Annotated in this window: 15 protein-coding genes; 10 read left to right on the top strand and 5 right to left on the bottom strand. The window is 69.5% G+C overall.

Annotated elements, in window-relative coordinates; genetic code table 11:
* Window positions 1-304: 304 nt before the first annotated feature.
* Window positions 305-784 (bottom strand): SRPBCC family protein, encoded by a 480-nt coding sequence (locus ACIPQB_RS03545; protein ID WP_446483815.1) that lies wholly within the window; start codon window positions 782-784, stop codon window positions 305-307.
* A 4-nt stretch (window positions 785-788) separates the two neighbouring features.
* Window positions 789-1667, bottom strand: coding sequence for an SDR family oxidoreductase (locus tag ACIPQB_RS03540; protein WP_446483814.1), 879 nt, complete (start codon window positions 1665-1667; stop codon window positions 789-791).
* 100 nt (window positions 1668-1767) lie between these two features.
* Here ACIPQB_RS03540 and ACIPQB_RS03535 point away from each other — a divergent pair, with 100 nt between their 5' ends.
* From ACIPQB_RS03535 to dnaA, 4 genes are all read left to right on the top strand, one after another.
* Window positions 1768-2661, top strand: coding sequence for a LysR family transcriptional regulator (locus ACIPQB_RS03535; protein ID WP_446483813.1), 894 nt, complete (start codon window positions 1768-1770; stop codon window positions 2659-2661).
* Between the two features lie 94 nt (window positions 2662-2755).
* Entirely contained in the window at window positions 2756-3544 is a 789-nt protein-coding gene (locus ACIPQB_RS03530; protein WP_446483812.1) for an enoyl-CoA hydratase, read from the top strand.
* A 137-nt stretch (window positions 3545-3681) separates the two neighbouring features.
* On the top strand, window positions 3682-3957 hold the full coding sequence (gene rpsT, locus ACIPQB_RS03525) for a 30S ribosomal protein S20 (protein ID WP_446483811.1): 276 nt from the start codon (window positions 3682-3684) through the stop codon (window positions 3955-3957).
* A 416-nt stretch (window positions 3958-4373) separates the two neighbouring features.
* The gene (dnaA, locus tag ACIPQB_RS03520; RefSeq protein ID WP_446483810.1) at window positions 4374-5852 is read left to right on the top strand and encodes a chromosomal replication initiator protein DnaA; all 1479 of its coding nucleotides are present in this window, start codon (window positions 4374-4376) and stop codon (window positions 5850-5852) included.
* Between the two features lie 78 nt (window positions 5853-5930).
* On the opposite strand, the gene ACIPQB_RS03515 is transcribed toward dnaA, so the two are convergent.
* Window positions 5931-6821 (bottom strand): dienelactone hydrolase family protein, encoded by an 891-nt coding sequence (locus ACIPQB_RS03515; protein ID WP_446483809.1) that lies wholly within the window; start codon window positions 6819-6821, stop codon window positions 5931-5933.
* A gap of 43 nt (window positions 6822-6864) precedes the next feature.
* Complete coding sequence (locus ACIPQB_RS03510; RefSeq protein ID WP_446483808.1) at window positions 6865-7494, bottom strand: alpha-ketoglutarate-dependent dioxygenase AlkB; 630 nt, start codon at window positions 7492-7494, stop codon at window positions 6865-6867.
* Between the two features lie 91 nt (window positions 7495-7585).
* Here ACIPQB_RS03510 and ACIPQB_RS03505 point away from each other — a divergent pair, with 91 nt between their 5' ends.
* From ACIPQB_RS03505 to dnaJ, 4 genes are all read left to right on the top strand, one after another.
* On the top strand, window positions 7586-10228 hold the full coding sequence (locus ACIPQB_RS03505; RefSeq protein ID WP_446483807.1) for a M1 family metallopeptidase: 2643 nt from the start codon (window positions 7586-7588) through the stop codon (window positions 10226-10228).
* A gap of 378 nt (window positions 10229-10606) precedes the next feature.
* Window positions 10607-12502 (top strand): molecular chaperone DnaK, encoded by a 1896-nt coding sequence (gene dnaK / locus ACIPQB_RS03500; protein WP_446483806.1) that lies wholly within the window; start codon window positions 10607-10609, stop codon window positions 12500-12502.
* Between the two features lie 195 nt (window positions 12503-12697).
* Window positions 12698-13159, top strand: a complete 462-nt coding sequence (locus tag ACIPQB_RS03495) for a hypothetical protein (RefSeq protein WP_446483805.1) — start codon at window positions 12698-12700, stop codon at window positions 13157-13159.
* Window positions 13160-13194: 35 nt separating this feature from the next.
* Window positions 13195-14346 (top strand): molecular chaperone DnaJ, encoded by a 1152-nt coding sequence (gene dnaJ / locus ACIPQB_RS03490; protein WP_446483804.1) that lies wholly within the window; start codon window positions 13195-13197, stop codon window positions 14344-14346.
* A 59-nt stretch (window positions 14347-14405) separates the two neighbouring features.
* Here the strand turns inward: dnaJ and ACIPQB_RS03485 are convergent, their stop codons facing one another.
* Window positions 14406-14846 (bottom strand): nuclear transport factor 2 family protein, encoded by a 441-nt coding sequence (locus ACIPQB_RS03485; protein WP_446483803.1) that lies wholly within the window; start codon window positions 14844-14846, stop codon window positions 14406-14408.
* Between the two features lie 78 nt (window positions 14847-14924).
* Here ACIPQB_RS03485 and ACIPQB_RS03480 point away from each other — a divergent pair, with 78 nt between their 5' ends.
* Entirely contained in the window at window positions 14925-15557 is a 633-nt protein-coding gene (locus ACIPQB_RS03480; RefSeq protein ID WP_446483802.1) for a TetR/AcrR family transcriptional regulator, read from the top strand.
* Between the two features lie 71 nt (window positions 15558-15628).
* Complete coding sequence (gene mutS, locus ACIPQB_RS03475; protein ID WP_446483801.1) at window positions 15629-18328, top strand: DNA mismatch repair protein MutS; 2700 nt, start codon at window positions 15629-15631, stop codon at window positions 18326-18328.
* The last annotated feature ends 25 nt before the right edge of the window (window positions 18329-18353 follow it).

Below are 18353 nucleotides of genomic sequence, written 5' to 3'. Positions count from 1 at the left end.
GTTTTCGGCGTCGGCGGCGGGGATGGAGCCGCGTTTATCCCCGCAAACGCCGCGATTTTCCTCCGCCCGCGCCTCCCCCTCATCCGATCATCCCCGCGCAGGCAGGGACCCAAGCTGAGTTTGGGATCTCGCACCCCATCGGAGCGGCCCCGGCCGCTTGGGCCCCCGCCTTCGCGGGGGTGATCGGGGGGTGGGGACGGATGCGGGTCGGACTAGGAATTTCGCGCCCTTAAACGGAAACGACCCTATGGCTTGAATGCCGCCGGTGGCGGGACCGCCTCCAGACGGTCCCGCGCCTGGGCGGTCAGGCTTGGAGCTTGCCCTCCGCGAGCAGTTCGCGGGTCCGCTTCAGCGTCGACAGCAGGGCGGCCTTGTAGCCGTTGTCGCCGTCGAATTGCGCCTGCTCGGCCTGCTCCTCTGGTCCATTGGGCTCTTTGCCGCGCAGGCCGAGGTAGCAGTAGAAGCGCAACTGCAGCGCCCCGGCCTCGTCTTCGAAGAGCTCGTTGACGATGGAGCCTTCGCGCGGCCCCGTGGCCTGGAAGAAGGTGACCTTGCTCTGGGGCTCCAGGGCGACGATCTCGCGCAGGTCGACGCCGCCGATGGTGACGTCGCGGACGAAATGGCTCGCGCTTTCCTCCATGACGTCGCAGCGGGTGCAGAGGCCCGGCGGCAGGAACAGCCGGGCGTCGCGGGCCTTGAGCTCCAGGCCGGCCCACGCCCGGGCGCGGGTCAGCCTGGGCTCGCCTTCCGGGTTCACCGGGATGGTGGCGGTGGAATAGATCATGGCCTCAATCCTTGCCGGCGGTCGCGGCGATCTGGGCCGCGAAGTCGCGATAGGCGTGCAGCGGGCGGCCCAGGATCTTGGTCAGGCGCTCGACGTCGCCGGCCTCGGGGATCATGCCGTCGCCGACGAAGCGCTCGGCCATCAGGCGCATCTCATAGGCCATCCATTTGGGCATGAAGCCCGCCAGGTTCTGCTCGAAGCCGGAAGGATCATCGCCGCCATAGGCGACCGGGCGGCCCAGGACGTCCGACCAGATCGCCGCCACGTCCGAGCCGGTCAGGGTATCGGGGCCGACCAGGTTGAGGGTTTCTACCGGCAGCTTGCCCGGCGCCTGGTCGCGGCGGATCAGTTCGATGGCCGCCACCTCGGCGATGTCGCGGGCGTCGACCATGGCCAGGCCCTTGCCGCCGATCGGCATCGGATAGACGCCGTAGTTGAGGACGACGTCCTTGATCGTCAGATCATTGTCGATGAAGTAGGTCGGACGCAGGATCGTCGCGGAAAAGCCCATCTGCGCGATCATCCGTTCGGCGCCGGACTTCACCGCGAAGTGCGGCACGTTCACGAAGCGGTCGGCGTGGATCACCGACAGATAGACGACCCGCTCGACGCCGGACTCGCGGGCGATGTTGAGGGCGATCAGCGCCTGGGTGAATTCGTCGGCCGCCACCGCATTGAGCAGGAACAGCGTGCGCACGCCGGTGAAGGCGGCGCGCAGCGCGTCGAGGTCGAGCAGGTCGCCCTGCACGACCTCGACGCCGGCCGGGAAGCTGGCCTTGGCGGGATCGCGGACCAGGACGCGCACGGACGCGCCGCGGGCGACAAGCTGCTGGACGACGTGGCCGCCGACACGGCCGGTGGCGCCGGTAACGAGGATGGTCATGGGAAAATCTCCGGGGTTCGAGGGAACACCGGAAAAATATCGATCCACGTCAGGAGCAATAGACGCTAGATTTGGACACTCTGTCTCGCTGGTGGAACACATGGACCTGCTCGCCCTCGCCGACTTCAATCTGGTCGCCCGGCATGGCGGGGTCGGCCGCGCCGCCCGCGCGGCCGGGCGGCCCAAGGCCACCCTGTCCCGCAGGGTCGCGGAGCTGGAGGCCAGCCTCGGCCTGCGTCTGTTCGAACGCGGCCAGCGGACGCTGAAGCTCACCCAGGAAGGACGGGCGCTGCATGAGCGGACGGCCGCCCTGCTCACCGAGCTCGACGAGACCGCGGCGGGGATCGCGTCGGGCGGGACTGCGCCCCGCGGACAGCTGCGGATCAGCGCGCCCTTGCTGTTCTCGCAGATCGCGATGGGCAGGCTGGCGGCCGAGTTCGCCATGAAACACCCGGCGATCCGCCTGGAGGTGACGACGGAAGATCGGGCCGTCGACATGGTCGAGGAAGGTTACGACCTGGTGATCCGCGTGAATCCCGATCCGGACGAGACCCTGGTCGGGCGCGCCTTTCTGCGCGATCGCCTGGCGGTGGTGGCCAGCCCCGACCTGGTCCGGCCGACGGACGGATCGGCCGTCCCCGCCGTCGTGCGCGGGACCGGGTCGGGAACCGAGGCCTGGAAGGTGGTGAGCGCGACCGGGCGTTCGACCATGCTGGTCGATCCCGTTCTTGGCCTGTCGTCGATGATCATGGTCCGCGACGCCGTTCGGGCCGGGGTCGGCGTCGCGCGGCTTCCGGTGTCGCTGGTCAGTCACGACCTGGCGGCGGGACGTTTGGCGCACTGGGGCGACGTCGATGGACCGGACACCGTCCTATGGACGCTCTACCCGTCGCGTCGCTTGCTGAGCGCGCGGGTCTCGGCGTTTCTCGATCATCTCAAGTCCGCCTTCCCCACCGGCGAGCCGCATGAGCTGGCCGCCTTCATCGCCATGTAGAGGGCGGCCCGGGCGATGCGCCGATCCGCCCGTCCCGGGGCTCGCCAACGCCGCCGGCCCGTCTATAACAGCGCGCGCAACAGGAGACCCGTCGATGGCCGCGTATCAGACCCTGATCGTCGAGAGCCCGGAGACCGCCCCCGGCGTGACCCTGATCCGCCTGAACCGGCCCGAGGCGCTGAACGCGCTGAACACCGTCCTGCTGGCCGAGCTGGGCCAGGCCCTGGCGGCGGCCCAGGCCGACGACGCCGTCGGCTGCATCGTTCTCACCGGCTCGGCCAAGGCCTTCGCGGCCGGCGCCGACGTCAAGGAGATGGCCGACAAGTCCTACGCCCAGGTGTTCAAGGACGACTTCTTCGCGGCCGGAGCCCGGGGCGTGGAGTCGATCCGCAAGCCGATCATCGCCGCGGTGGCCGGCTACGCCCTGGGCGGCGGCTGCGAGCTGGCGATGATGTGCGACTTCATCCTGGCCGCCGACACCGCCAAGTTCGGCCAGCCCGAGATCACCCTGGGCGTCACCCCGGGGCTGGGCGGCACCCAGCGCCTGACCCGGCTGGTGGGCAAGTCCAAGGCCATGGACATGATCCTGACCGGCCGGATGATGGGGGCCGAGGAGGCCGAGCGGGCCGGCCTGGCGTCGCGGATCTTCCCGGCCGACACCCTGGTCGACGAGACCCTGGCCATCGCCGCCAGGATCGCCGCCCAGTCGTCCCTGGCCGTGGCGATGAACAAGGAGATGGTCAACGCCGCCTTCGAGACGACGCTGAGCGCCGGCCTGGCGCTGGAGCGGCGCCTGTTCCACTCGCTGTTCGCGTTCGAAGATCAAAAGGAAGGCATGGCGGCCTTCGTCGAGAAGCGGAAACCGGCGTTCAAGGGCCTGTGAACGCGCGCCGCCCCCGGCCGGACGATTCCGCCGCCGGGATGGATTGACCCCGGGCGGCCGTTCCCGTATATCCGCGCGCTCTTGATTTCTCCTGCTTCGCGGCCGCCCGCGCGGCTGTCCGTTTGAAGGTCCGACCTATGGCCAATAATCCCGGCGCCAAGAAAGCGATCCGCAAGATCGCTCGCCGCACCGAAGTGAACACCGCGCGCCGCTCGCGCGTCCGCACCTTCCTGCGCAAGTTCGAAGACGCCGTCTCGGCCGGCGACGTCGCCGTCGCCAAGGCCGCCTTCATCGAGGCGCAATCGGAACTGATGCGCGCCGTCTCCAAGGGCGTGGTTCATCCGAACACCGGCTCGCGCAAGGTTTCGCGCCTGGCCGCCCGCCTGAAGAAGCTCGATCAGGCCGCCGCCTAATCCAAATTCCTGCCGAACGCCGTTCGGTGAGCGAATTCAAAGACTTAGAGAAGCCGGTCGAGGAAACTCGGCCGGCTTTTTCTGTGCAATCTCTTCAGGTCAAGGATTGTCCGCGAGACATTCTGTCTGGTGAACACCAAGCGCAAAAATTGCATTCCCTTGGCCGGTGAGGACCTGTCGCGAGTCAACAGAAATATCCGCGATCGGACGCAAGTTTTCCGTTTGACCGGCCGGGGCGGCTGGCTAGTTTAAACACCTCAACGCTCTTCCAGTTCATGGAGATCACTGGCGGCGGCCGAACCCTTGCGTTCGCCGATCAAGCCCCTGTGTCTGTGTGACGGAAAGGGTTGGGGGAAGCGATCGTGCGCCATGGGGGGCGGCGATCAGCAACACGATATGCACGAGGCGGTGAACTGATGACGATCAAAGGCGGCGTGGTGAGTCAGGAGTTTTCGGCTGCTTATTCGGCGGTTGCCTGCGAGCCGGCCGGCGTCGTGTGGAACAAGGTCTGCGTGGTGCTGAAGCGCGAACTGGGCGACGCCGCCTTCGGTTCGTGGATCGCCCCGGCCGTTCTGCGCGAAGGCCTGGCGGGCGACGTGGTGCTGGTCACCCCGACCGGGATCGCGCGCGACTGGATTCGTCGCAGCGCCTGGCGGCGGGTCAGCGAGCTGTGGACCGCCCACGACGCCACGGCGCGTCGGCTGGACCTCAAATCGCGGCTGGAGTTCGAGGCGGCGGCCGGCGCCTATGTCGAGGGCAAGGCCGAGCCGATCGAGATCGCCCTGCCGGTGTCCAGCGACATCCCGGCCCTGGCCTCGACCCTCGGCGCCGCCAACCTGGGCGGCAAGCCTTCGCCGGTCCAGGGTCTGCAGGAGCGCTTCACCTTCGACACCTTCGTGCCGGGCCCGGCCAACGAGTTCGCCCACGCCGTGGCGCGCCGGGTGGCGTCCTGGGCCGACGGCCATTTCAATCCGGTGCTGTTCCACGGCCCCTACGGCTTCGGCAAGACCCACCTGCTCAACGCCCTGGCCTGGGAGGCCATGCGCCAGGCGCCGACCAAGCGGGTGGTCTATCTGACGGCCGAGCGCTTCCTGTCGACCTTCGTGCGGGCGGTGATGGATCGCCAGACCGCGGCCTTCAAGGAAGAGCTGCGCGGCGCCGACCTGCTGATCATCGACGACGTGCATTTCATCGCCGGCAAGCAGTCGAGCCAGGAGGAGCTGTTCCACACCCTGACCGCCCTGGTCGAGGACGGCCGACGGGTGGTGTTCTCGTCCGACCGCGCCCCCGCGGCCATGACCGAGATGGACGCCCGCCTGCGCTCGCACCTGTCGGCGGGCCTGGTCTGCGGCCTGGAGCCGGCCGACCGCGCCCTGCGGCTGGGCATATTGGAGCGCAAGCTGCAGGCCCTGTCGCGCCAGCACGGCTTCGAGCCGACCCTGCGGGCCGAGGTGCTGCACTTCCTGGCCGACCGCTTCACCGACAGCGTCCGCGAGCTGGAAGGCGCGCTCAACACCCTGTCGGCCCGGGCCGGCGAAGGCGTCTCGCGCCTGACTCTGGACGAGGTGCAGGCGATCCTGCGGCCGCACCTGCGGGCCGGCGAGAAGCGCATCACCATCGACGACATCCAGAAGGCCACGGCCGAGCACTACGGCATGAAGCAGGCCGACCTGCTCAGCGAGCGCCGCAACCGCGCCATCGCCCGTCCGCGCCAGGCGGCCATGTGGCTGGCCAAGCAGCTGACCACCCGCTCGCTGCCCGACATCGGCCGGCGCTTCGGCGGCCGCGACCACACCACCGTCCTGCACGCCGTGCGCCGCATCGAGGCCCTGCGCGCCGAGGACCCGGTCCTGAGCCAGGACCTGGAGACCATCACCCGCAAGCTGCGGGGCTGAGGCTTTATAGCCTTCCAGATGACAAAAGGGCCGCCTGGCTGGGCGGCCCTTTTTCGTTTCTGGGAGGGCGGAGGCCCCCTACCCCACCCCGTGAGCCTTGAAGAAGGCCAGCATCCGCGTCCAGCCGTCGGCCGCCGCCTCGGGGTCGTAGGAGGGCCGGTAGTCGGCGTGGAAGCCGTGCTGGGCTTGCGGATAGACCACCAGCTCGCTGCCCCGGGCGGCCTTTGAGCCGCCGGCCTTCAGGGCCGCCCGCATCGCCTCGACGTCGGAAACCGGAATACCCTGGTCCTTGCCGCCATAGAGGCCCAGCACCGGGGCCTTCAGTTCGCCGACGACCTGCAGCGGATAGCGCCGGGCCGGGTCGGTTTCGGCCGGCTTGGCCGGGACCGCCAGGCGGCCGTACCAGGCCACGGCCGCGCCGATCTCCGGATGGGTCGCCGCCGCCATCCAGGTCTCGCCGCCGCCCCAGCAGAAGCCGGTGATCCCCAGCTTGCCGGACCCAGTGAAGGGCTGGGCCCGCAGCCAACGGATCGCGGTGGCGATATCGCCCTGGACCTGGGCGTCGGTGGCGGTGTTGACGATCTTCATGATCGCCGGGAAGTCGGTCAGCGGGGCCGGGTCGCCGGCCCGGTCGAAGAAGGCCGGGGCGATGGCCACATAGCCCTGCTTGGCCAGGCGGCGGGCGACGTCGCGGATATATTCATGGACGCCGAATATCTCGGACACGACGATCACCGCCGGATGCCGCCCCGGAGCGGCCGGCCGGGCCAGATAGGCCGGGATCTGTTTGCCGGCGGTCGGCAGGGTCACCGTCGCGGTGACCAGGCCGGCCTCGTCTGTGTGGATCGGCTCGGCCTGGGCCGAGACCGCGGCGGCGGCGTAGCCGGCGAAGAACACCGCGGCCACGCCGCGGCGCGAGAGGTTCAGGTCGCCGGGTTTCGTGCCCTCGGGGCGGGTCAGGATGGTCATCCGCGGGTCCTTTGGCTGAGTGGAGCGGTCGGCGAGGAAAGGTCTATGAGGGCCGGGCCCGGCGCAAGGTCAGATTGAGCCGCCCGCCGCCCGGGACCAGACCGGACGAGCCGGGCAGGATGCGGTCGACCCCGTGGAAGGCCAGGCGCGCGGGCCCCGACAGCCGGCAGACGTCGCCCGAGGCCAGGCGCAGGGCGCGGGTCGGGTCCTTGCGGGCGGTCCCGCCGATGCGGAACATCGCCGTGTCGCCCAGCGACACCGACAGCACCGGAAAGCGCGGGTCGGCCTCGTCGCGGTCCTGGTGCAGACCCATCCGGGCGCCGTCGCGGTAGAGGTTGATCAGGGCCGAGTCCGGCGGCACGGCCGGATCGCCCAGTTCCGCCCAAAGATCGAGCAGGACCTGCGGAATCGGCGGCCAGGGCCGGCCCGTGGCCGGATGGAGGTCGGCATAGCGATAGCCGGCCGCGTCGCTGGTCCAGCCCAGGGGGCCGAAGCTGCTCATCGCCACGCTCATGGCCTTGCCATAGGCGGTCTCGTACTGAGCGGCCGGCGCGGCCTCCAGCGCCGCCAGGGTCAGGCCGACGAGCTCGGCCTGGACCGCCGGCGTCAGCAGGCCCGGCCACAGGTCGAAGCCCGGCATGACGCTCAGGGGTGGGGTCGGAGCAAGGATCATTACGGAGATTTAATGCGCCAGACGCGGCGCGACAGTGTTGGGTCCCCGCCACCGGCGTCCGCGCCGAACTTTTTCCAATCCAAGGCCGATCATGCGTCGTCTTCTCTCCACCGCGGCCGTCGCCGCGCTTGTTCTTGCCGCCAGCCCCGCCCTTGCCGCCTCCGCCGCCCCGCCGGCCGTCACCGCCGCGACCGTGACCACCCAACTGCCGCGCGGCGTCGTCCCGACCCACTATGATCTGGCCTTCACCCCCGACGCCGACAAGCTGACCTTCACCGCCTCGGTGAAGATCGACATCGAGGTCACCGCGCCGACCCGCAGCATCACCCTGCAGGCCGCCGACCTGACCTTCGGCAAGGTCGCCCTGGCCGGCGCCGGCCAGGCCAAGGTCAGCGTCGACGCCAAGGCCCAGACCGCCACCTTCACCTTCGCCAAGCCGATCGCCAAGGGCGCCCACGTCCTGGCCATCGACTACAGCGGCAAGATCTACAAGCAGGCCGCCGGCCTGTTCGCCCTCGACTACGACACCGACCAGGGCAAGAAGCGCGCCCTCTACACCCAGTTCGAGAACTCCGACGCCCGCCGCTTCATCCCGTCGTGGGACGAGCCGTTCTTCAAGGCCACCTACGACGTCAGGGCCACCGTGCCGACCGGTCAGATGGCGGTGGGCAACATGCCGGTCGCCAAGCGCCGCGACCTGGGCGGCGGCCGGACCGAGGTCACCTTCGCGACCTCGCCGAAGATGTCGACCTACCTGCTGTTCTTCGGCCTGGGCGAGTTCGACCGCGCGACGACCAAAGTCGGCGACGTCGAGATGGGGGTGATCACCAAGAAGGGCGACCTGGCCAAGGCCGACTTCGCCCTGAAGTCGGCCGGCCCGATCCTGCAGTGGTACAACGACTATTTCGGCGCCCCCTACCCCCTGCCCAAGCTCGACCACATCGCCGCCCCCGGCCAGAGCCAGTTCTTCAGCGCCATGGAGAACTGGGGCGCGATCTTCTACTTCGAATACGCCCTGCTCGAGGATCCGGCGATCTCGACCCCGAAGGACCGCGAGAACATCTACACCACCGTGGCCCATGAAATGGCCCACCAGTGGTTCGGCGACCTGGTCACCATGTCGTGGTGGGACGACCTGTGGCTGAACGAGGGCTTCGCCTCGTGGATGGAGAGCCGGGCCACCGAGCACTTCCACCCCGAGTGGAACACCCAGCTCAACGCCGTCAACAACCGCGAATACGCCATGGGGCTGGACTCGCTGAGCACCACCCACCCGGTGGTGCAGCATGTCGAGACCGTCGACCAGGCCAGCCAGGCCTTCGACGGCATCACCTACGAAAAGGGCGAGGCGGTGATCCGCATGCTCGAGGCCTATGTCGGCCATGACGCCTGGCGGGGCGGCGTGCGCGCCTACATCAAGGCCCACGCCCATGGCGCCACCACCACCGACGACCTGTGGAAGGAGGTCGAGGCCGCCGCCGGCCAGCCGATCACCGCCATCGCCCACGACTTCACCCTGCAGCCGGGCATCCCGCTGATCACCGTCGAGCCCGGCGCCTGCGCCGGCGGCAAGACCCCGGTCAGCCTGGTCCAGGGCGAGTTCAGCCGCGACAGGCCGAGCAAGACGCCGCTGGTCTGGCGCGTGCCGGTCTCGGCCCAGGCGGCCGGCTCCAGCATGGTCGCCAAGACCCTGGTCGTCGGCGGCAAGGGCGCGCTGAGCGTCGAGGGCTGCGGCCCGGTGGTCGTCAACGCCGGCCAGGCCGGCTATTTCCGTGTCCTCTACGCGCCCAAGGCCTTCACCGCCCTGACGGCCAGCTTCGCCAGGCTGCCGGCCATCGACCAGCTGGGCGTGATCGGCGACGCCTGGGCCCTGGGCCTGAACGGCCAACAGGCCGCGACCGACGCCCTCGACCTGGTCCAGGCCACGCCGGTCGACGCCGATCCCCAGGTCTGGAGCAAGGTCGCCGGCGTGCTGACCGAGGTCGACGGCCTCTATGCGCGCGACCCCGCCGAACGGGCCGCCTTCCGCAAGCTGGCGATCGCCCGCCTGGAGCCGGCGTTCCAGCGAGTCGGTTGGACGGCCCGGCCGGGCGAGGCCAGCCCGGTGGCCACCCTGCGCGCCACCCTGATCGAGAAGCTCGGCGCCCTGGGCGATCCGGCCGTGGTCGCCGAGGCCCGGCGCCGCTACGCCGCCGACAAGACCGACCCGGCCGCCGTGCCCGGCGCGCTGCGCAAGGCGATCCTGGCGGTGGTGGCCCGTCAGGCCGACGCCGCGGCGTGGGAGGCCCTGCACGTCCAGGCGGCGGCCGAGAAGACCCCGCTGATCCGCGACGAGCTCTACATCCAGCTGGCCTCGGCCGAAGATGAGGCCCTGGCCGCCAAGGCCCTGGACCTGGCCCTGACCAGCGAGCCGAGCGAGACCTTGTCGTCCAACATGATCTCGCGGGTCGCGGCCTTGCATCCGGACCTGGCCTTCGACTTCGCCGTCGCCCACAAGGACGCCGTCAACGGCAAGGTCGATATGGCCTCGCGCACCAAGTTCATCCCCGGCCTGGCCCGGCGCTCGGCCGATCCGGCGATGATCGGCAAGGTCCGGGCCTACGCCGCCGCCAACCTGCCGGAAGGCTCGCGCGGCGAGGCTGAAAAGTCGGTCGCCTCGATCACCGATCGGATCAAGACCCGCAAGGCGGTGACGCCGCAGATCACCGCCTGGGTCGCCAAGGCCGCAGGCTGAGCCGCCCAGCGAGCGGGTTCAGCGAACGCCAGTTGAGGTTTTCGGGCCGCGCTGGCGACCTATCTGACGGAATGACCGGGCCTTTTTGCGCCCGGTCTTTTCGTTTCCGCGGGCGATTCCCCTTCTTTCCATGCGGGAATGGGCTTGCAGGCTGGTACCTATCCCCCATATCCGGCTGCGAAGCGGGGTTGACGGGCACGTCGACTTCGATTGAACGAACTTTCCGTTCGTGCGTCGGCCTCGGCCGGCGCTCGGACGGCGAGAATTTGGATCAACCGTTAGAACGCGACCAGACGGGGACGGCTCGAGAAAAACCGGGGCGCTTGCCTTAAGGCCCTTGTCACCGCCGTCCGCCATTCAGGAGCTGCAGGTCTCAACATGAGCAAGATTATCGGTATCGACCTTGGCACCACGAATTCGTGCGTGGCCATCATGGACGGTAAAACCCCCAAGGTGATCGAGAACGCCGAGGGCGCCCGCACCACCCCGTCGGTGGTCGCCTTCCTCGAGGACGGCGAGCGGCTGGTCGGCCAGCCCGCCAAGCGCCAGGCCGTCACCAACCCGACCAACACCCTTTTCGCCATCAAGCGCCTGATCGGCCGCAACGCCTCCGACCCGGTGGTCGAGAAGGACAAGGGCATGGTGCCCTACGAGATCGTCAAGGGCCCGACCGGCGACGCCTGGGTGAAGGCCCACGGCAAGGACTATTCGCCGCAGGAAGTGTCCGCCTTCATCCTGCAGAAGATGAAGGAAGCGGCCGAGACCCATCTGGGCGAGCCCGTGACCAAGGCCGTGATCACCGTTCCGGCCTATTTCAACGACGCCCAGCGCCAGGCGACCAAGGACGCCGGCAAGATCGCCGGCCTGGAAGTCCTGCGCATCATCAACGAGCCGACCGCGGCCGCCCTGGCCTATGGGCTTGAGAAGAACGACGGCAAGAAGATCGCCGTCTACGACCTGGGCGGCGGCACCTTCGACGTTTCGATCCTGGAGATCGGCGACGGCGTCTTCGAGGTGAAGTCGACCAACGGCGACACCTTCCTGGGCGGCGAGGACTTCGACCTGCGGATCGTCGACTACCTGGCCGACGAGTTCAAGAAGGAGCAGGGCGTCGACCTGCGCAAGGACAAGCTGGCCCTGCAGCGCCTGCGCGAAGAGGCTGAAAAGGCCAAGAAGGAGCTGTCCAGCACGGCTCAGTACGAAGTCAACCTGCCCTTCATCTCGATGAACGCCTCGGGCCCGCTGCACCTGAACATCAAGCTGTCGCGCTCCAAGCTCGAAGCCCTGGTGGAAGACCTGATCGCCCGCACCATCGGTCCGTGCGAGCAGGCCCTGAAGGACGCCGGCCTCAAGAAGAGCGACATCGACGAAGTGATCCTGGTCGGCGGCATGAGCCGCATGCCCAAGGTCCAGCAGGCGGTGCAGGACTTCTTCGGCCGCGAGCCGCACAAGGGCGTCAACCCGGACGAAGTCGTGGCGCTGGGCGCCGCGGTCCAGGCCGGCGTGCTGCAGGGCGACGTCAAGGACGTGCTGCTGCTCGACGTGACGCCGCTGACCCTCGGCATCGAGACCCTGGGCGGGGTGTTCACCCCGCTGATCGAGCGCAACACCACCATCCCGACCAAGCGCTCGCAGACCTTCTCGACCGCCGACGACAACCAGTCGGCCGTGACCATCCGCGCCTTCCAGGGCGAGCGGCCGATGGCGGCGGACAACAAGTTCCTCGGCCAGTTCGACCTGCAGGGCATTCCGCCGGCCCCGCGCGGCGTGCCGCAGATCGAGGTCACCTTCGACATCGACGCCAACGGCATCGTCAATGTCCACGCCAAGGACAAGGCGACCAACAAGGAGCACTCGATCCGCATCCAGGCCAATGGTGGCCTGTCGGACGCCGACATCGAGCGCATGGTCAAGGAAGCCGAGGCCAACAAGGCCGCGGACGAGAAGAAGAAGGCGCTGGTCGAGGCCAAGAACCAGGGCGAGGCCATCGTGCACTCGACCGAGAAGGCCCTGGCCGAGCACGGCGACAAGGTCGGCGCGCCTGAGAAGGCCGCCATCGAGACCGGGCTCACCGACCTGAAGTCGGCCCTGGAAGGCGACGACGTCGAGGCCATCCAGGCCAAGACCCAGGCCCTGATCCAGGCGTCGATGAAGCTGGGCGAAGCCATGTACGCGGCCCAGCAGGGCGGCGGCGAAAGCGAAGAACCCGCCCAGGACGAAGGCGTCGTCGACGCCGAGTTCGAGGAAGTCGACGACTCCAAGCCGTCGGCGTGATGATGTCGCAGGCGGTCCGCGCGTCTTGCACGCGGACCGCCTGTCCCCCAAATAAATCGCTGCCGTCGTTTGCGATCAGGACAATGTTCAACCCCCTCTCGCCGCTTCATCACCCCGGGATTTCCGGCGCACGCAAGCGTTGCAATGGCGCGTCCCTCGCGATAGGTTTTTCGCGCCTAACGGTTGGGGGAAGTGATGGGGCGTCTGGTTGCGTTTTTGCTGGCTCTGGTTCTGCTGGCGCCTTCGGTCGCCAACGCGGCCCTTCCGGTCCGGTTCGGCAAAAGCGAACAGATCGAGCGCCTCGCGCCGGTCGCGCTTCCAGGACCGGCGGGCGAGCAGCTCTATCTGGGTCACAAGGTGACCACCCAGTGGTTTTTTGGCGGAATCTATCTGAAGGACGACGGCTACGTGCTGGGCGTCGAGGGCCGGGAGAAGGCCTACTACACGCTGAAGGCGGACAAGATCGCCTTGGCCCAGAAGGTCGGATGGCTGCCCAACCCGCTGCCGCCCTATCAAATTCATCCCCTTCAATATCTGCTCGGCTATTCGCTTTGGCTATTTCTCATCGTCGTGATCGCCTGGACCATGATCGAGACGGCCTGGAAGCGATCACGGGCCGTTTCCCAACGCGCGAAAGCGAGGCCTGCCGTTCTCTGACGTCGGCGCCGCGCTTGAGCTTCGAGGTTTAAGCGATGCGCGACTATTATGAGGTTCTCGGCGTAAGCCGGTCGATCGACGAAGCGGGCCTCAAGGCCGCCTTCCGCAAGATGGCGATGGAGCACCATCCCGACCGCAACGGCGGCTGCGAGAACGCCTCGTCGCGGTTCAAGGAAATCAACGAAGCCTATTCGGTGCTGTCGGACGCCCAGAAGCGCGCCGCCTATGACCGCTTCGGCCATGCCGGCGTCAACGGCCAGCAGGGCGGGCCAGGCGGCTTCGGCGGGGCCGACGCCGGCGACATCTTCAACGACGTGTTCGGCGACGTGTTCGGCGAGATGTTCGGCGGCGGCCGTCGCCAGTCGAATGGTCCCCAGCGCGGCCAGGACCTGCGCTACGACCTGGAGATCACCCTCGAGCAGGCCTATGCCGGCGCCGAGGTCGAGATCAAGGTTCCCGCCGCCATCACCTGCGAGGTCTGCGACGGCTCGGGCGCCAAGCCCGGCACCAGCCCGACGGTCTGCGGCACCTGCGGCGGGGCCGGCCGGGTGCGGGCCACCCAGGGCTTCTTCGCGGTCGAGCGCGCCTGCCCGCGCTGCGGCGGCTCGGGCCGCCTGGTCCTCGACCCCTGCCAGAACTGCCACGGCCATGGCCAGGTGCGCCGCGAGCGCGTGCTGTCGGTGCGCATCCCGGCCGGCGTCGACGACGGCGCTCGCATCCGCCTGGCCGGCGAAGGCGACGCGGGGGCCCGCGGCGGCCCGCGCGGCGACCTCTATCTGTTCCTGTCGGTGATCCCGCACGAGCTGTTCGAGCGCGACGGCCTGGACCTGCTGTGCACCGTGCCGGTGCCGATGACGGTGGCGGCCCTGGGCGGCGAGATCGAGGCCCCCTGCCTGCGGGGCGGCGAGGCCTGCGACGGCCATTGCCGGGTCACCGTCAGCGTCCCCGAGGGCGCCCAGACCGGCAAGACCGTCCGCCTCAAGGGCAAGGGCATGCCGTCCCTGCGCAGCCGCCAGCGCGGCGACCTGGTGGTCGAACTGTTCGTCGAGACCCCGACCCACCTCTCCGCCCGGCAGAAGGAGCTCCTGCAGGAGCTGGCCGGCCTGTGCGGCGAGAAACAGAACCCCAAGTCCGCCAACTTCGTCGGCAAGGCCAAGCGCTTCTGGGAAGAGGTGACGGGGAGCTAGGCTGCCCGCATCGTGACACGACAAGGGCCCCGGAGCGAAAGCTTCGGGGCCCTTCGTCGTTAGGCCGCGGTCATCGCCGCCTGCATCTGTTCGGCCAGGCTGCGCGTATCCCAATAGACCTGGCCCTCGTACATCCTGTCGCCGCGCAGGCTGATGCGATCGACGCCGCGCCAAGTCAGGGGCTTGCCCGCCACCGTCGCCGCGCCTTCCCATTCGATCATCACCGTGTCGCCCGAGGGGGCCCAGCGCACCACCCGCAGGCGGAAGTCCGGCAGCATGGCCAGGACGTTGCGGAAATGCTCGACAACCGTCTCGCGGTCGCCCGGCGCAGCCATGGGCGGGATTAGATTGCGAGTATCGGGATGCATCAGGTCGCGCAGGGCGTCGGCGTCGGGCTTGGCCCAGCGGACCTCGAACCTCGCGACCCAATCCTGGGCGGCGGCGATCTGGGCGGGCGTCGGGGCCTGATAGGCGGCGGTCGGTTCGTGGAAATCGTACATGGACGTCTCTCCGAGATACGGACTGCACTATACATACAGTCAGTATGTAAAATGGGGCTACGCAGGTGAGTTGTCAATATGTACGGTGTCGACATGAGCGATGCGGCCCCGAACTTCGGCGTGAAATCCAGGCGCGAGGAATATGCGGAGACGACTCGCGAGGCCTTGCTGGAGGCGGCGCGTCTGCTGTTCGTGTCCGAGGGCTACGGCCAGGCCGGGGTTGAGGCGATCGCCCGTGCCGCCCGGGTGACGCGCGGGGCCTTCTATCATCACTTCGAGGACAAGGCGGCGCTGTTCGAGGCTCTGGTCGAGCGGCTGCAGGCCCAGGCCGCCGGCCGGGTGCGGCAGGCGGCCGCCGAGATCGCCGATCCGACCCGGCGGTTGCTGGTGGGGTCCGCGGCGTTCCTGGAGGCCTGCGTCGAGCCCGACTATCGCCGCCTCGTCATCGAGGAGGCCCCCGCCGTGCTGGGCGCGGCCCGCTGCCGGGCGATCGAGGACCGTTACGCCATCGGCATGATGGTGGCGGCGATCAGCGACCTCCACGCCGCCGGCCGCTTCCAGGCCGCGGACCCGGCCCTGGCGGCTCGCATGATCGCCGCCATGCTCTGCGAAGCCGCCCTGCTGATCGGCGAGGCCGAAGATCCCAAGCCGCTCCGCGCCGCCACTCTGGAGACGGTCGAGCGCGTCTTTCTTGGGTTTTTCCGGGATTAGTCCCCAGGGCTTGTGGATATCCCTAGCCGAAGCCTTAACGCCGGCCGCGACGCTCTGTACCTTCCGGCGGGATGAACGCCCCCGCCTCCCCCCTCGTCCAGACCTATGACGCTGCCGGCGCGACGCCGGTGATGCAGCAGTTCTTCGAGATGAAGGCGCGGCAGCCCGACGCCCTGATCTTCTTCCGGATGGGCGACTTCTACGAGCTGTTCTTCGACGACGCCTACAAGGCCGCCGCCGCCTTGGGCATCAGCCAGACCTTCCGCGGCACCCACAACGGCCAGCCGATCCCGATGGCCGGGGTGCCGCAGCACGCGGCCGAGGCCTATCTGTCCAAGCTGATCCGCATGGGCTTCAAGGTCGCCGTCTGCGAGCAGATGGAAGACCCGGCCGAGGCCAAGAAGCGCGGCTCCAAGTCGGTGGTCCGCCGCGACATCGTCCGGGTGGTCACGCCCGGCACCTTGACCGAGGACGGCCTGCTCGACGCCCGCGGCGCCAACCGCCTGGCCGCCGTGGCCGTGCGGGCCGGCCAGGCGGCGGTGGCGGCGGTCGAGCTGTCGACCGGCGAGGTCGAGTGCTTCCTGGTCGCCAAGGACGCCGTGGCCGCGATCCTGGCGGCCCTGGCCCCCTCCGAGACCCTGGTCGCCGACCGGCTGCTGTCGGACGAGCACCTGGCCCAGACCCTGAAGATTTGCGGCGGTCTGATCCAGCCGATGCCCTCGGCCCTGTCCGAACCGCAGGCCTCGGAGACCCGGGTCAAGCGGCTGTACGGGGTCGACACCCTGGACGGCTTCGGCGGGCTGTCGCCGGCCGAGATCGGGGCCCTGGGCCTGATCGCCGCCCACCTGGAGATGACCCAGGCCGGCAAGCTGCCGGCTCTGCGCGCCCCGCGCCGGGCCGCCGAGGCCGACGTCATGGCCATCGACCCGGCCACCCGCTCCAGCCTGGAGATCGACCGGACCCAGGGCGGCGACCGCAATGGCTCGCTGCTGGCCGCCATCGACCGCACGGTGACCGCCGGCGGGGCCCGGCTGCTGGCCGCGCGCCTGGCCCGGCCGCTGCTCGACCCCCACGCCATTGACGCCCGTCTGGACGCGGTGGAGTGGTTCGTCGAGCATCGCCAGCTGCGCGAGCGGCTGCGCGAGGTGCTGAAGGGCTCGGGCGACATGGCCCGCGCCCTGTCGCGCCTGGCCCTGGGCCGGGGCGGTCCGCGCGACCTGGGCTGCCTCCGCGACACCCTGACGACAGGCCGGGCGCTGGCGGCGATGCTGGCCGGGTCCGGCGACGCCATGACCTCGCCGCCGGCCGAGCTGGAACAGGCCTTCCACGCCCTGACCCCGTCGCGCCACGAGGGCCTGGCGGGCTTCCTGGAGGCGCTGGAGGTCGGGCTGGGCGCGGACCTGCCGGCCCTGGCCCGCGACGGCGGCTTCGTGGCCGCCGGGGTCCGCGAGGAGCTGGACGAGGCCCGCGGCCTGCGCGACGACAGCCGCCGGGTGATCGTCGGCCTGGAGACCCGGCTGGCGGCCGAGAGCGGCGTGCCGCTGAAGATCCGCCACAACGGCGTGCTCGGCTATTTCGTCGAGGCCACGGCCGGCAAGGCCGACCCGCTGTTCCAGCCGCCGCTGAACGCCGTCTTCATCCACCGCCAGACCCTGGCCAATCAGGTCCGCTTCACCACCGTCGAGCTGGCCGACCTGGACGCCCGCATCGCCCAGGCGGCCGAACGGGTGCTGGCCATGGAGATCGCCGCCTTCGAGACCTGGCGCGAGGTCGCCCGCCTGCTGGCCGAGCCGATCCAGATCGCCGCCGAGGCCTTGGCCCGACTCGACGTCGCCGCCGCCCTGGCCGAGTGGGCGGAGGATTGCGGCGCGGTGCGCCCCACCGTCGACCGCTCCCTGGCCTTCGACGCCCGCGCCGCCCGCCATCCGGTGGTCGAGGCCGCGGTCCGGCGGGCCGGCGACCCCTACACCCCCAATGACTGCCGGCTGGACGCCGCCGGCGAAGCGGGGGCGCGGCTGTCGATCGTCACCGGCCCGAACATGGCCGGCAAGTCGACCTTCCTGCGCCAGAACGCCATCCTGGCCATCCTGGCCCAGGCCGGCTGCTACGTGCCGGCCAAGAGCCTGCGCCTGGGGGTGGTCGACCGGCTGTTCAGCCGCGTGGGCGCCGGCGACGACCTGGCCCGCGGCCGCTCGACCTTCATGATGGAAATGGTCGAGACCGCCGCCATCCTGACCCAGGCCAGCCCGCGCAGCCTGGTGATCCTCGACGAGATCGGCCGCGGCACGGCCACCTATGACGGCCTGGCCATCGCCTGGGCCTGCGCCGAGGCCTTGCATGACGTCAACCGTTGCCGGGCCCTGTTCGCCACCCACTATCACGAGCTGGCGACGCTGGAGACCCGGCTGGCCCACGTCTCCAACCTGTCCTTGCGGGCCAAGGAGTGGAACGGCGACCTGGTGTTCCTGCACGAGGCCGCCGCCGGTCCCGCTGACCGCTCCTACGGCGTGCAGGTGGCCAAGCTGGCCGGGGTGCCCGGACCGGTGGTGGCCCGGGCCCGCGAGGTGCTCGACCGCCTGGAGAGCAAGACCGAATCACCGGCCAAGCTCGACGAGCTGCCGCTGTTCGCCGCCAGCCACCTGGCCCCGGCGCCCAGTCCCGCGGCGCCGAGCCGCGTTGACGCGGCGCTCGGCGACCTGGATATCGACGGCATGAGTCCTCGCGAGGCCCTCGAGGCGCTTTATCGGCTTAAAGCTCTGCTCAAGACCTGACTCCCTATAGAAGGCGTCGGGCGCG

The organism is Caulobacter sp. LARHSG274 (assembly GCF_052871235.1).
Note: the sequence above shows the minus strand (reverse complement) of the source record. Positions and strands in the feature narration are given on the sequence as shown.

Excerpts from the sequence above, each read along its gene's own strand:
- ACIPQB_RS03545 (WP_446483815.1), bottom strand. The coding sequence starts at position 784 with ATGATCTATTCCACCGCCACCATCCCGGTGAACCCGGAAGGCGAGCCC.
- ACIPQB_RS03540 (WP_446483814.1), bottom strand. The coding sequence starts at position 1,667 with ATGACCATCCTCGTTACCGGCGCCACCGGCCGTGTCGGCGGCCACGTC.
- ACIPQB_RS03535 (WP_446483813.1), top strand. The coding sequence starts at position 1,768 with ATGGACCTGCTCGCCCTCGCCGACTTCAATCTGGTCGCCCGGCATGGC.
- ACIPQB_RS03530 (WP_446483812.1), top strand. The coding sequence starts at position 2,756 with ATGGCCGCGTATCAGACCCTGATCGTCGAGAGCCCGGAGACCGCCCCC.
- rpsT (WP_446483811.1), top strand. The coding sequence starts at position 3,682 with ATGGCCAATAATCCCGGCGCCAAGAAAGCGATCCGCAAGATCGCTCGC.
- dnaA (WP_446483810.1), top strand. The coding sequence starts at position 4,374 with ATGACGATCAAAGGCGGCGTGGTGAGTCAGGAGTTTTCGGCTGCTTAT.
- ACIPQB_RS03515 (WP_446483809.1), bottom strand. The coding sequence starts at position 6,821 with ATGACCATCCTGACCCGCCCCGAGGGCACGAAACCCGGCGACCTGAAC.
- ACIPQB_RS03510 (WP_446483808.1), bottom strand. The coding sequence starts at position 7,494 with ATGATCCTTGCTCCGACCCCACCCCTGAGCGTCATGCCGGGCTTCGAC.
- ACIPQB_RS03505 (WP_446483807.1), top strand. The coding sequence starts at position 7,586 with ATGCGTCGTCTTCTCTCCACCGCGGCCGTCGCCGCGCTTGTTCTTGCC.
- dnaK (WP_446483806.1), top strand. The coding sequence starts at position 10,607 with ATGAGCAAGATTATCGGTATCGACCTTGGCACCACGAATTCGTGCGTG.
- ACIPQB_RS03495 (WP_446483805.1), top strand. The coding sequence starts at position 12,698 with ATGGGGCGTCTGGTTGCGTTTTTGCTGGCTCTGGTTCTGCTGGCGCCT.
- dnaJ (WP_446483804.1), top strand. The coding sequence starts at position 13,195 with ATGCGCGACTATTATGAGGTTCTCGGCGTAAGCCGGTCGATCGACGAA.
- ACIPQB_RS03485 (WP_446483803.1), bottom strand. The coding sequence starts at position 14,846 with ATGTACGATTTCCACGAACCGACCGCCGCCTATCAGGCCCCGACGCCC.
- ACIPQB_RS03480 (WP_446483802.1), top strand. The coding sequence starts at position 14,925 with ATGTACGGTGTCGACATGAGCGATGCGGCCCCGAACTTCGGCGTGAAA.
- mutS (WP_446483801.1), top strand. The coding sequence starts at position 15,629 with ATGAACGCCCCCGCCTCCCCCCTCGTCCAGACCTATGACGCTGCCGGC.